This is a genomic window from Streptomyces sp. Act143, from assembly GCF_003143935.1.
GTDB lineage: Bacteria > Actinomycetota > Actinomycetes > Streptomycetales > Streptomycetaceae > Streptomyces.
The window spans coordinates 5,569,797-5,582,147 of sequence record NZ_QFRX01000001.1; the positions used below are offsets into that span (position 1 = coordinate 5,569,797).

At 72.8% G+C, this 12,351-nt stretch carries 12 protein-coding genes; 9 read left to right on the forward strand and 3 right to left on the reverse strand.

Annotation, left to right across the window (positions count from 1 at the left end; all coding sequences use genetic code 11):
* Positions 1–20 precede the first annotated feature (20 nt).
* The 3 genes from DI272_RS25305 to DI272_RS25315 are packed head-to-tail and all read left to right on the forward strand — an operon-like array spanning position 21 to position 3,026.
* On the forward strand, positions 21–992 hold the full coding sequence (locus DI272_RS25305) for a DUF6081 family protein (RefSeq protein WP_146238386.1): 972 nt from the start codon (positions 21–23) through the stop codon (positions 990–992).
* Positions 993–1,043: 51 nt separating this feature from the next.
* Complete coding sequence (locus tag DI272_RS25310) at positions 1,044–1,949, forward strand: nitroreductase/quinone reductase family protein (RefSeq protein ID WP_258314668.1); 906 nt, start codon at positions 1,044–1,046, stop codon at positions 1,947–1,949.
* Between the two features lie 12 nt (positions 1,950–1,961).
* Positions 1,962–3,026, forward strand: coding sequence for an aldo/keto reductase (locus tag DI272_RS25315; RefSeq protein ID WP_109501026.1), 1,065 nt, complete (start codon positions 1,962–1,964; stop codon positions 3,024–3,026).
* A 92-nt stretch (positions 3,027–3,118) separates the two neighbouring features.
* Here the strand turns inward: DI272_RS25315 and DI272_RS25320 are convergent, their stop codons facing one another.
* Positions 3,119–4,321, reverse strand: coding sequence for a DUF6081 family protein (locus DI272_RS25320; protein WP_146238387.1), 1,203 nt, complete (start codon positions 4,319–4,321; stop codon positions 3,119–3,121).
* A 136-nt stretch (positions 4,322–4,457) separates the two neighbouring features.
* On the opposite strand from DI272_RS25320, the gene DI272_RS25325 reads away from it, so the two are divergent.
* The 3 genes from DI272_RS25325 to DI272_RS25335 are packed head-to-tail and all read left to right on the forward strand — an operon-like array spanning position 4,458 to position 7,134.
* Positions 4,458–5,432: a pseudouridine-5'-phosphate glycosidase gene (locus DI272_RS25325; protein ID WP_109497565.1), complete on the forward strand. Its 975-nt coding sequence runs from the start codon at positions 4,458–4,460 to the stop codon at positions 5,430–5,432.
* On the forward strand, positions 5,429–6,136 hold the full coding sequence (locus DI272_RS25330; protein ID WP_109497566.1) for an HAD family hydrolase: 708 nt from the start codon (positions 5,429–5,431) through the stop codon (positions 6,134–6,136). The genes DI272_RS25325 and DI272_RS25330 overlap by 4 nt, the downstream gene beginning before the upstream one ends.
* Positions 6,136–7,134: a DUF6081 family protein gene (locus tag DI272_RS25335; protein ID WP_109497567.1), complete on the forward strand. Its 999-nt coding sequence runs from the start codon at positions 6,136–6,138 to the stop codon at positions 7,132–7,134. The genes DI272_RS25330 and DI272_RS25335 overlap by 1 nt, the downstream gene beginning before the upstream one ends.
* A 64-nt stretch (positions 7,135–7,198) precedes the next feature.
* On the opposite strand, the gene DI272_RS25340 is transcribed toward DI272_RS25335, so the two are convergent.
* Positions 7,199–8,386, reverse strand: coding sequence for an acyl-CoA dehydrogenase family protein (locus DI272_RS25340; protein WP_258314670.1), 1,188 nt, complete (start codon positions 8,384–8,386; stop codon positions 7,199–7,201).
* A gap of 213 nt (positions 8,387–8,599) precedes the next feature.
* Positions 8,600–10,171, reverse strand: a complete 1,572-nt coding sequence (locus tag DI272_RS25345; protein ID WP_109497568.1) for an MFS transporter — start codon at positions 10,169–10,171, stop codon at positions 8,600–8,602.
* Between the two features lie 199 nt (positions 10,172–10,370).
* Here DI272_RS25345 and DI272_RS25350 point away from each other — a divergent pair, with 199 nt between their 5' ends.
* The 3 genes from DI272_RS25350 (at position 10,371) to DI272_RS25360 (ending at position 12,311) form a co-directional block, all read left to right on the forward strand.
* A complete protein-coding gene (locus DI272_RS25350) occupies positions 10,371–10,823 on the forward strand; it encodes a MarR family winged helix-turn-helix transcriptional regulator (protein ID WP_109501028.1) in 453 nt (150 codons plus the stop codon).
* 124 nt (positions 10,824–10,947) lie between these two features.
* Positions 10,948–11,841: an SDR family oxidoreductase gene (locus DI272_RS25355; RefSeq protein WP_181387310.1), complete on the forward strand. Its 894-nt coding sequence runs from the start codon at positions 10,948–10,950 to the stop codon at positions 11,839–11,841.
* Entirely contained in the window at positions 11,838–12,311 is a 474-nt protein-coding gene (locus tag DI272_RS25360; protein WP_109497570.1) for a nuclear transport factor 2 family protein, read from the forward strand. Before DI272_RS25355 ends, DI272_RS25360 begins: the two co-directional genes overlap by 4 nt.
* Positions 12,312–12,351: the final 40 nt, after the last annotated feature.

Sequence of the window (12,351 nt, forward strand, 5' to 3'; positions counted from 1 at the left end):
CGAGCGGATCTCGTGTCCGGGTGCCGACACTCGCGGCCCGCGACCACGTCTCCGGAGGGACCATGGAGCTGTTCGACGACGTTTTCCGCGCCGGCCTCGACGACGCCTGGGACGTGCCGCCGCTGCAACCGGCGACCGTGCGGATCGCGGCCGACGGAATGACCGTCACGCCGGCCGACACCGACCCGCTCACCGGCGAGCCCGCGTTCGCACCCCCGGCACAGGGGCGCGGGACCGGTCCCGGCGACCACCTCGCGTGGGTGGCGCTGGCCCGCGGGCCGGGTGGCGCGCGGGGGTTCGAGGTGCCGGCCGACGGGACCGTGGAGTGCACGGCGACCCTGTCGGCGCGCGGCCTGGGCGGGGCCCGTCATCCCTTCGGTGCGGCGGTGCCCGATCCGGACGGTGACGTCCGGCTGGCCACCGCGGCGCTGATCACGATGGACCCGGTCACCCATGTGGTCTGCGACTTCCTGCTGACCAACACCCGTGTCCACGCCCTGTACGAGCGGGTGCCGTTCCCCGGCGAGCGGTACGCCGCCTTCTCGTACGCCGTCCCGGTCGCACCCCGCACGCCCGGCGCGTGGCACCGGCTCTCGGTCCGGTACGAGGCGGGCGGCACCCGGGTGGTGTGGCGCGTCGAGGGCGTGGAGGTGTTCCGGGTGGACCGCCCGGGGCTGCGGCCCGCGGACCGTGGCGGGCTGCTGCTGGACCACGGCGGGGAGGAGGGCGAGCCGGTGCGGCTGGGCCGGATGGTTCCGGCGCTCGGGCTGCTCACCCTGCTGGACGGCGCGGGCCCCGACGGCCGGGGGCTGGTCCGGCCGGCCGGCGGGAGCGGGACGTGGTTCGCCCCGCGCGAGGGTCCCCCGCACCACCAGGAGTTCGTGGGCGACGACGACCTGCTGAAGCAGTCGGCGTGGCGGCCCGGCGCCGTGCTCGGGGTGCGTCGGGTGACAGTGCGGGCCGAGGTTGACAGCGGGGTGCGGGGATCTTAGATTCGGCATTAGATTTGCTTTTAAAGCAAATAAAAGGGGACGGAGACTTTCATGAGTGAAGAGCAGGCAGACAGCGGTCTGAGCTGGAACGAGCGGGTCATCCAGGAGTTCCGGGCGAACAACGGCCGGGTGGGCGGGATGTTCGAGGGCGCACCGATGGTGGTGCTGACCACGATGGGCCGGAAGACCGGAAAGCCCCATGTGAATCCCGCGATCTACTACAAGGACGGCGACCGTTACCTGGTCTTCGCCTCCAACGCCGGGCGCGGCAAGAACCCCGACTGGTACCACAATCTGCTGGACAGTCCGCAGGTGACGATGGAGATCGGCACGGACGAAGGTTCCGTACGGCCGTACGCCACCCGGGCCCAGGTCCTGGAGGGCGAGGAGCGCGACCGGTACTGGGAGCTCCAGTGCTCCCTCGACCCCGCGTTCCGGGAGTACGAGGAAAAGGCGGGCCGCGCCATTCCCGTGGTCGCCCTGTACCCGCTCGACCTCGGTGTGATCACCGAGCGCAGCCGGATGATCGGTACCCAACTCCTCAAGCATCACGCCGACTTGAGGGCCGAGCTGGCGCGGGTGCGCGCGGCCGTCGACGAAACGCTCACCGAGGGCGGCGCCGACCCCCGGTCCATGGCGGACCTCTCGGAACAACTGCGCAAGCGCTGCCTGACGTACTGCTACGGGCTGCAGATGCACCACATCCGCGAGGACGGCTCGTTCTCCGCCTTCGAGAAGCGCTTCCCGCATCTCGTCCCGGCGATCACCCGGCTGCGCGAGGAACACAAGGTGGTGGAGCAGGCGTTGGCCGAGTTCGAGGAGCTGCTCGACAAGGGCGGTTTCCAGAACCCGGAGGACGTGGCGCGGCTCCGCGCGGAGCTGGACCGGGTCGTCGGCGGCCTGGAGGACCACTTCCGCTACGAGGAAGAGACTCTGCTGCCGGCGCTGGAGGTCTGAGCGATGACCGAGATGCGCTACCGCGTGCTCGGCAAGTCGGGCTTACGCGTCTCCGAACTCGCTCTGGGCACCATGACGTTCGGCGACGACTGGGCGTTGCCCGAGGGGCGCGCGGGCCGGCTCCTCGACCTGTTCGCCGAAGCCGGCGGCAATGTGATCGACACCTCCAACGAGTACGGGCGCGGCAGTGCCGAGTCCACGCTGGGCGAGCTGCTGAGCGGTCGCCGCGACTCCTTCCTGCTCACCACGAAGTACACCCTCCAGATCCGCCCGGGCGATGTGAACGCCGCGGGCAACCACCGCAAGAACCTGGTGGTCTCGCTGGAGGACAGCCTGCGACGGCTGCGCACCGACCACCTCGACATCCTGTGGGTGCACGCCCGCGACACCCTCACCCCGGTCGCCGAGGTGATGCGGGCCCTGGACGACCAGGTGCGGGCGGGCAAAGTGCTCTACGTCGGCGTCTCCAACTGGCCGGCCTGGGAGATCGCCCAGGCCAACACGCTCGCGGAGGCGCGGGGCTGGACCCCGTTCGCGGCCATGCAGGTGCACTACAACCTGTTGGACCGCGCCGTCGAGAACGAGTTCCTGCCGATGGCGCACGCCTTCGACCTTCCCGCCTTCGTCTGGGGACCGCTCGCCGACGGCCGCCTCACCGGCAAGTACCTCAGGGGCGAGGAGGGGCGTCTCGACAAGGTCGCGTGGGGCAGGGCCCGCGGCGCCGGTGACGACGTGGTGCGTGAAGTGGTCAGGATCGCCGAGGAGTTGGACCGCCCGCCCGCCCAGGTCGCCCTGGCCTGGCTGCGCTCCCGTCCCGGCACCGTGATCCCGGTGATCGGCGCCACGACCGAGGAGCAGCTGCGGCAGAACCTCGGCAGCGTCGACCTCCAGCTCGGCCCCGGGCACCTGGCCGAACTGGACAAGGCCACCGCGGTGCCCGCCGGTTACCCCCATCTGTTCCTGCGCTTCCCGGCGATGACCCGCATGATCTACGGCGAGCACTGGGAGCGCGTCGACGACCGCCGGACGACGACCCGGCGCGCGGTCGCCGACGACCTCTACTCGACGAGGGACTGAGCGTCCGACGCCGCCCCGTCACGCACAGCGCCCGGCCGGAAGGATCCCGGCCGGGCGCTGTCCGTCGTACTCGACTCACTGGCGCACGTTGATCAGTCGGACGTCGTGATGCTGAACGACCGCACCTTCAGCGTCACGCCCTGCCCCCACAGCCGGTTGCTGAGGAGGCTCTTGTCGTCGTGGAACTTCTGCGGTGCCGGGGCGCCCTTGGCCGGGTCGTAGTAGAAGTTCGGGCTGTCCTCCAGGCGGACCAGGCCCGCCTTGTCGCGGTCGTTCGCGCCGCCGCCGCCGTCCAGGAGGTTGCCGGTGGCGATGCCGCACTGCACGGAGGTGGCCGTCACCTGCTCGTCCGGGCCCTCGTGCTCGATGCGCAGGTACTTGCGGTCGAAGGCATGGGTGCCGATCTTGTCCGTCGACAGCACGGTCTTGCCGTTCACCAGCCAGCTGACCCGCTTGCCGCCCTGGTCGTAGCGGATCCGCAGCTTCACGGGCTGACCCGCGGTCCGCTTGAAGACCGGCACCGAGTAGTGGAACGCGGCGTACTCGCCGCTCTCCACCGGGAGGCGCTCGTAGACGGCGTGGACCTCGTGGTTGGTCACCGAGAAGTTGGCCACCGTGTGGGAGGCGTGGTCGACGGTGATCACGGTGGCGCTGGCCAGCCGCGGGTCGGACTGCGGGTCGCTCACCGCCTTGCCGAACGGCTGGTCCTCGACGCCCTCGGCCTTGACGGTGACGTTCGCGTTGCAGTTCCAGGACCCGGTCGCGGGGACGGGGAAGCCGTTCGCGGAGGACACCCGGGGCTGGGCCACCCACTTGAGGTGGTCGCCGGTGCCGCCGCCGAAGCCGGACGCGTTCTGGTCGGAGGTCGCGGCGAACGCGGGCCGACCGGTGCGCGGGTTGCGGCCCGTCGGTACGACGGTGATGCCCTGGGCGTTGGAGGTGATGACGCCGTCGCCCTGCGCCAGCTTGCCCTCGGGGGTGCTGGACGAGCCGAGCAGCCAGGTCTGCTGCGCGTCGAAGCCCTTGCTGAAGTCGTCCGCGAACAGGATCTTCTCGGAGTGCGAGGCCCCGGTCCGCTCGGCTGCACCGGCGCCCGGGGTGAGCGTGAGGGCCGAGCACACGGTGGCCGCGGCCACCAGGGTCACGGCGGTGCGGCGGGAGCGGACCAGGGGGCGGGTGCTGTGACCAGCCGCTGCGGGCATGGGGTCTCCTTCGTACATCGGTACGTCGACCATCGGCACGTCGACCGTCGTCAGCGCGGCCCCGGTCGGACCGCGCGGCAGCACCGTGCTCACCACCCCTCGATTTCCGCTCGAAGCACACCCGTGCCCGCGACGCCGGATCGAGCGGTCTTCGAGCCGGCGCTCCCACGCTGTGCGCGCACCCGGACAGCACCCCCTAGGGCACGCGCACGGAAAGGACGGCAGGCACATGAACGGCACAGCCCCGTTTCCCCAGGTCGCCAAGGGATCTCCCCAGATCTCCGAGGAACTCCTCCAGGTCTCCGAGGAAGTGGCCACCGCGCTCGCGGAGCAGCGGCCGGTGGTCGCCCTCGAGTCCTCCCTCATCACCGCGGCCCCCACGCTCGACCTCCCGCTGGCCATCGAGAAGTCCGTCCGCGACGCGGGCGCCGTACCGGCGACGACCGGTGTGGCCGACGGACGCCTCCTGGTGGGCATGGACCCCGATCAGATCGAACGGATCCGCGGCGCCGAGCACGTCCAGAAGCTGAGCGCCCGCGACCTGGGCGCCGCCGTGGCGGGCGGCGGAGTCGGCGCCACCACCGTCGCCGGCACGATCGTCATCGCCGAGCGGGCCGGGATCGAGGTCTTCGCGACCGCGGGCATCGGCGGGGTGCACCGGGGCGCCACCCGGACCCTCGACATCTCGCCCGACCTGCTCCAGTTCACCCGTACCCGGATGGCCGTCGTCTCGGCCGGGGCGAAGAGCATCCTGGACGCCCGGCTGACCGCCGAGTACCTGGAGACCGCCGGCGTCCCCGTCCTCGGCTACGGCACCCCGTGGCTGCCCCGCTTCTACGTCCGGGGCGACGACATCCCGGTCACCCGGGTCGACGACCTGACCACGGCCGCCCGTGCCGCCCGCACCCACTGGCAGCTCAACGGGCGCAGCACGGTCCTGCTCGCCGTCCCGGTGGATGACGCGGAGGCGGTCGACGGCGACCTGGTCGAGGAGGCCATCGCGGGCGCCCTGGCCGAGGCCGAGCGCACCGGGGTCACCGGCAACAAGGTCAGCCCGTTCCTGATGCGCGCCGTCTCCCGCGCCACCGGCGGCCGCACCACCAGCGCCGGACGCTCGATCCTGCTGGGCACCGCGCGTGTCGCCGGTGAGCTGGCCGTCGCCCTCGCCGCGGAACGCGCCAAGGCCACGGAGGCGGACCGGTGACCGGCGGTGCGCCGGTCGCCGGACTCGTCCTGGACCTCGACGGCACCCTGGCCGACACTCCCAGGGCCATCACCGCGATCATGCTGAAGATCCTCGCCGACCGGGGCGCCCCGGCGGACGAGGCGGAGGTCCGCCCCCTGGTGGGCCGCCCGCTGGAGCAGAACTTCGCCCGGCTGCTCGGCCAGGCACCCGACGGCCCCGATGTCGCCTCGGCGCTCGCCGCCTACCGGGAGTTGTTCCGGGCCTACCTGGAGGCGACCGGCCCGGCCGAACTGGCCTGCGCGGGCGTCGTCGAGGGGCTGCACGCCGCACGCTCGGCGGGGCTGCGGCTCGGCATCGCCACCTCCAAGCCGCGCCGGGCGGCCGACCGGGTCCTCGCCCTGATGGGCGTCGCCGAGTTGTTCGACGCCGTGGCCGGCGACGACAGCGTGCGGCACGGCAAACCCGACCCCGAGATGGCCCTCCTCGTCGCCGGCGGACTCGGGCTGCCCCCGGCCCGCTGTGCCGTCGTGGGGGACGGGGTCGCCGACATGGAGATGGCCCGCGCCGCCGGGATGCGGCCCGTCGGGGTCTCCTACGGCGTCGCCACCCCCGCCGAACTCCGCGCGGCGGGCGCCGAGGTGGTCGTGGACTCCTTCGCCGCCGTGCTCGCGCTCGTGACCGGGTCCGCAGCGGACCGCCCCACCTACGACAGGGAGTCGTGATGACCCAGCCGACCACCGACCGTGCCACCGTCCTGTGGCGGGACGACTTCCGGGAGGGCGTACGGACCGAGGGTCCCGACGCGCCCTGGCGGTTCGTCCAGGCCTCGGCCGAGCTCATCGCGAACGACGCCGTGATCGGCACGGGTTCCGACGGGCTGAGCCTGGTCGCGCGCGGTCGTCACCCGCGTACCGGCGAACCGGCCTTCACCCGCACCGTCCCGCGGGAGACCGGTGAGCCCGGGTCCATCCCCGGCTTCGCCGACCACGCCAAGTGGATCGCCTACGTCAACCGGCAGTCCACGGCCGGATTCCAGGGGTTCGACACGGAGCCCGGCCGGGTGCTGTCCGTCGAGGCCGTCGTCTCGGGCCGCGTCTACGGCACCGCCGGCCACCCCTTCGGGGACGCGGTCGCCGACCCGGAGGACGACATCCGGCTCGCCGCCGCGATGCTGAACACCATCGACCCCGAGACCTCCGTGGCGTTCGACTTCCTGCTCACGAACAAGCACGTGTACGCCTTCTACGGCCGCACCAACTTCTCCCGCCGCCACCTCGGCGCCTACGGCTCCTTCGCCAACACCGTTCCGCTCGCCCCGCGTTCACCGGGCGACCGGCACCGGGTGCGGATCTCGCACGACCGGTCGGCCGGAACGGTGAGCTGGATTCTGGACGGCGAGACCGTGCTGACGGTGGACCGGATCGGGCACCCCCTGAATCGCGAGACGCTCACCCTCGACGAGGGTGGCACCCTGACCGTGGTCGAGCCGCGCCAACTGAGCTTCGGCATGGGACTGATGAGTCTGCTGGACGGCTCCTGGCCCACCGGACGCGGCCTGGTCAGGCTCTCCCGCGCCACCACCTACTACCGGCCGGACCAGGGGGCGCCGGCCGAGCAGAGCTTCGTCGACGAGGACAGCGCCGAGCACAGCAGGCTCTTCGGCCAGGGCGCCGAACTCCGCATCGCCGACTACGTGGTGACGAGCAGCCCGTCTGTCTGACCGTGCACACGGATCATGAATGAGGGGCCGCCGGGGGATCGGCGGCCCCTCGTCGTACGCGGGCTCAGGACAGGTCGCCGAGCGGCACCGCGAGCCGGGCTGAGCCGAACCGGCGGGCGGCGGGCTCCCACTTGAGGACGGCGTGCCCCGCCGCCGTGTTGGCGTCCCGCCAGAACCGCTGCAACTCGGCGCCCAGCGACTGGCCGCCGGTGCCGCCCGTGCGCTGCAGCCGGTTCACGGCGTCGAGCAGCAGATCGACGGCGGCGACATGGTCGCGCTGGGCGCGGGCCCCGGTCAGTTCCGTGCCGAGCAGCCCCCGGTCGGCGTCGCGCGCGGCCCGGGTCAGCAGCAGCTCGGCCGCGTCGGTCTGCGCGGAGCTGTGCGCCAGGTCGAGTTCGGCCGACACCGCGGGCGGCTGGGTGGACGGCGCCGCCGCCCGCTTGTGCGCCGTCGTCCGCGTCCAGGCGTCGAGGGCGCCGCGGACCGCACCGAGCACCGGTGCCGCGAAGGTCAGACCGCTCACGTTCTTGTGCGGCACCTCCAGACAGGCGGGACCCGCGCCACCCGGGTCGCGTCCGGTGGCCAGCTGCCGCTGCAGGAACGTGTGACCCTCCGGCACGAAGACCTCGTCCAGCACGACGGTGTCGCTACCGGTCCCGCGCATGCCGACCGTGTCCCACGTCCGCTCGATGCCGTACGCGGCCCGCGGGACCAGCAGGAACCGCACCTGCGAGCGGCCCGAGGGCAGTGGGACCTGCGCGGCGAGCAGCGCGAAGTCGGAGAAGTGCACGCCGCTCACATAGGGCCAGCGACCGCTGAGGATCCAGCCGCCCGACGCCATGCGCGCCGCACCGCCGGGCACCAGGGCGCCCACGACGAGGGCGTCCGGCCCCTGCGCCCACACCGTGTCCCGGCCCTCCTCCGGCAGGAACGCGGCCATCCGGGAGAGCGAGGCGAGGATGGCGGCGCACCAGCCCGCCGAGGGGTCGCGGCGCGACACCTCGGTCACGGCCGTCAGGTAGTCCTCGAAACCGCCCTCGCACCCACCCCACTTCGCGGGGACGAAGTGACGCGCGAACCCGGCCTCGCGCAGCGCCTCGGCCACCTCGGGGTGGAGCACCTTCTCGCGCTCCGCGTACGCCGCGTGCCGCGCCGCCAGCTCGGGCAACTGGGCCGGGAGCCCGGACAGGTGGGTCGGGCGCGATCCGTTAGGGCGCTGGAGCGGCGCCTGGTACGTCGTTGTCTCCGGCACGGAGTCCTCCCCGCGGTCGAGCCGCCGCGCTGGTGCGACGGCAAGGGAGGGCAGCGTGGGCGGCCAGGGTCGAAGCTGCCTCGACAGCGACTGGACGAGCGGCCCGGACGCCGCCCGACGGACAGCCGCCTGACGGAGTACGGCCGCCCGACGCCGTACGGCCGTCTCTCCGGTGCGGGAGAGACGGCCGTACGGCCCTGTCGGGACGGTGGCTCAGTCGGCCGTCCGGCGGGCGGCGTACGAACCGGAGGCCGCGTCCTCGTCCGCGGGCGCCGCACTCCCGGTCTCGCCCTTGTCCTCCGCGCCGTCGCGCTCGTCGGCCGGGCCCGCCTGCCGCGGCGGCTTCGCGTTGCCCGCGGCGGCGAACATCAGGCGGCCGGGGGGAAGGATGAGCGCGGCGGGGGAGGCCAGCAGATAAAGGACGACGACGGTCAGCAGGCCGGCCGCGGCGGCGTCGACGGCCTTGCCGTCGTCGTCCAGGGAGCCGAAGAAGACCGTGCCCACCACGGCGATGCCGACGGCAACCCCGATCTGGATGGCGGTGTTGACCAGCGCGGCGGCGGAACCGGCCAGCCGGCCCGGCGTCTTGGCCAGCACCGTGGCGATGAGTACCCCGGAGGTCATGGAGACGCCGAGGCCCGTGACGAGCATCCCGGGCACGAGCTGCCAGGAGTGCAGATCCTCGCCCGCGGAGCGGACGGCGAGCAGGTTGCCGGCCATGCCGATCGCCGCGAGCAGCGAGCCCACCACCGCGACGGGCCTGCCGTACGGCCGGATCTTCGGCGCGAACGGGCTGAAGAGCCCGACACCGACGGCGAACGGGACCATGGTCAGCGCGGTGTGCAGGGGGCTGTAACCGAGCCCGGACTGGAGGTGGACGGTGATCACCAGGGTGTAGCCGGTGCCGGCGAAGAACAGCACGGCGACCGAGAGGCCGCCCATCGGCGCCCGCTCCCGCAGCAGCCCGGGGTCGATGAGCGGGGCGTGACCGCGCCGGACGACCGTCTTCTCGTACCGCCCGAAGAGCCACAGCAGGACGGGGCAGGCGGCCATCAGGGCCCAGGTCCACCACGGCCAGCCCATGGTGCGCCCCTCCACCAGGGGGTAGAGCAGGGCGAGCACGGCGCAGGTGGCGATGGCGAGGCCGCGGACGTCGGTGGTGGCGGCGTGCTGCGCGCGGGAGTCGCGGCACAGGACGAACGTGCCGATCAGGGCGGCGATCCCGATGGGGACGTTGATGAAGAAGATCGGCCGCCAGTCGAGCCCGAACAGGTCGGCGTCGAGGATCACGCCGCCGATGAGCGGGCCCGCGACGCCGCCGACCGAGAAGTTGAGGCCGAAGAGGGTGGCGGCCTTGTGCTGCTCCTCCGGGGGGAACTCGACCCGGAGCATGGCCAGCACCTGCGGCACCATCATCGCCGCGGACGCGCCCTGGGCGACGCGGGCGGCGACCAGCATCTCGGCGTTGACGGCGAGGCCGGTGAGCGCCGAGGTCACCACGAACGCGGCGAGGCCTCCCTGGAAGACGCGTAACCGCCCGAAGCGGTCGCCCAGCCGGCCCGCGGTGATCATCCCGGCCGCGAAGGCCATGACGTACCCGGCCACGGCCCATTCGAGCTGGGTGCTGGAGGCGTCCAGGTCACGGCGGAGGGAGGGCAGCGCGACGTTGATCACCGTGGTGTCGACCAGGTCCATGAAGGCCGCGGACAGCGTGACGACGAACGCCGCCCAGCGCCGTGGGTTGTACGTGGTCATGTCCGGTGCGGGTGGGGCGGAGAACGACATCGGCCGTCCCTTTCCTGATCAGTCCCGGAGCGAGGGTGTCCGGTATCGTGGAGAACGGAGAGATGATTTGCTTTGAAAGCAAAGGTATTGGGAGTTGGGGCTGATGTCAACGCAGCGCGGGGCGCGGCGCGCCGAGGGCGACGGGCCCGAGGCCGCCGGTGCGGACCAGGCAGCCGGTGGCGCCGTCGGTGACGAGGAGATGAGCCGGGACGACGCCGTCCGCGCGATGCTCGTCCTGATGCCCCGCGTGGCCCAGCGGCTGAAGAAGACGACCGTCCCCGAGCAGCTGAGGTCGCTCAACCTCGCCCCCCGGCATCTGTCGCTCCTGTCGCACCTGGTCTTCGACGGCCCCGCGCTGGTGAACGAGCTGGCCGCGCGGCTGCAGGTGGCGCCGACGACAGTGAGCCTGATGGTCGCGGACCTCAACCGCCAGGGAGTGGTCGAGCGCAAGCCGGACCCGGCCGACCGGCGCCGCACGATCGTCTCCATCTCGGACGACCCCGAGACCCAGGAGGCGATCAACGGCTGGCTGGCCCGCGGCGCCAGCTCCTGGGGCAAGGCCCTCGAACCGCTGACCCCCCGGGAACGGGCGGTGTTCGTACGGACCATGGAGGCGTACGAGCGCGGCGCCTCCGGCGAACCGGACAGCTGACGCCCGTTCCCGGAGCGTCACCGGACCGGCCTGAGTGGTCCTGGAGTGTTCTTCGAGCGGGGCCTGGTGTGTTGCGCGTCGGCGGCGGGCAACACCGCCCGCCGCGCACTCCGGGAGGATGCGCATGCCCGAGACCGTGCTGGTCACCGGTGCCACCGGAACGGTGGGACGCCGCCTCGTCGCGGCGCTGACCGGCCAGGGGGGCCAGGGGGCCACCGTCCGCGCCCTGGTTCGTGACCCCGGGCGGGCCGGCCCGCCGCTCGCCGCGGACGAGACCGTGGCCGGGGACCTGACCGACTCCGCGGCGATGGCCGAGGCCCTGCACGGCGTCGCCACCGCCTTCGTCGTGCTCGCCGGGGACGCCGGGGACGCGTTCGCGCAGGCCGTGGAGAAGACCGCGACCCTCCGTCATCTGGTGGTCGTCTCCGCGGACGCGCCCCCCGACTCCGCGCACCGCGGACCGCTGTTCGCCCGGCATGTGCTCGGCGAGGCGCGGATGATCGCCACCGGGGTGCCGGTCACCGTGCTCAGGCCCGCCCCGTTCGCGACCCAGGCGCTCGGATGGGCCGCGGATCTGGCCGCCGGGGACACGGTGGGCGTGGTCCACCCCGACCTCGCCGTCCCGGTGATCGACCCGCAGGACGTCGCCGAGGCGGCCGCCGCCGCGCTGCGCGGCACCCCGCCGGACCGGTCCCGTGTGCTGGCGCTCTCGGGGCCGCAGATCCTCGACGTCCCTGAGCGGGTGCGCATCCTCGGGGAGGTGCTCGGCCGTGAGCTGAGCGTGGCACGGGTGGAGCCCGACGTCTGGGTGGACCGGGTCGCCCCGTTCCTGCCCGAGGCGTACGCCCGTGGCCTGCTGGACGTGGAGCGCTATCTGTACGAGCGCCGGCTGCCGGTCGTACCGACCGTGCGGGAGCTCACCGGTCGGCCGCCCCGGTCCTTCCGCACCTGGGCCGAGGATCACGCAGCGGCATTCGGTGCCCCCGGCAGGGGGCCGTCATCCAAGGAGGCATCATGAGCACCGCAGCCCGCCCCACCCCCTCGACGTCCGTCCGGCAGATCGCCCAGTCGGGGCTCTACGCGGAGGTCCAGCTCTTCTACGCCCGTCAGGTCCACCACCTCGACGCCGTCCGCGCCGAGGAGTTCGCGGCCACCTTCGCCGAGGACGCGCTGTTCGCGCACTCCCCGGACGAGCCCGCGGTCCGCGGCCGGGCCAACATCGCCAATGAGGTACGGGCGTACAACGAGCGCCGGTTCCGGACCGACCCGGTGCAGCGCCGGCACTGGTTCACCATGCTCGACGTACAGGAGCAGGACGACGGCTCCGTCCACACCGAGTACTACGCCCTGATCGGCACCACCCGGCCGGGTGAGCCGCGTCCAGTGATCGCGCCGAGCTGCCTGGTGCGCGATGTGCTCGTCCGGGAGGACGGTGAACTGCGGACACTGGAGCGGCAGGTGACGCAGGATCAGGAGCTCGTCGGCTGACAGCTGACGGCTGACACTGTCGGCTGACGGCTGCGGATAC

Excerpts from the sequence above, each read along its gene's own strand:
- DI272_RS25310 (WP_258314668.1), top strand. The coding sequence starts at position 1,044 with ATGAGTGAAGAGCAGGCAGACAGCGGTCTGAGCTGGAACGAGCGGGTC.
- DI272_RS25315 (WP_109501026.1), top strand. The coding sequence starts at position 1,962 with ATGCGCTACCGCGTGCTCGGCAAGTCGGGCTTACGCGTCTCCGAACTC.
- DI272_RS25325 (WP_109497565.1), top strand. The coding sequence starts at position 4,458 with ATGAACGGCACAGCCCCGTTTCCCCAGGTCGCCAAGGGATCTCCCCAG.
- DI272_RS25335 (WP_109497567.1), top strand. The coding sequence starts at position 6,136 with ATGACCCAGCCGACCACCGACCGTGCCACCGTCCTGTGGCGGGACGAC.
- DI272_RS25345 (WP_109497568.1), bottom strand. The coding sequence starts at position 10,171 with ATGTCGTTCTCCGCCCCACCCGCACCGGACATGACCACGTACAACCCA.
- DI272_RS25350 (WP_109501028.1), top strand. The coding sequence starts at position 10,371 with ATGAGCCGGGACGACGCCGTCCGCGCGATGCTCGTCCTGATGCCCCGC.
- DI272_RS25355 (WP_181387310.1), top strand. The coding sequence starts at position 10,948 with ATGCCCGAGACCGTGCTGGTCACCGGTGCCACCGGAACGGTGGGACGC.
- DI272_RS25360 (WP_109497570.1), top strand. The coding sequence starts at position 11,838 with ATGAGCACCGCAGCCCGCCCCACCCCCTCGACGTCCGTCCGGCAGATC.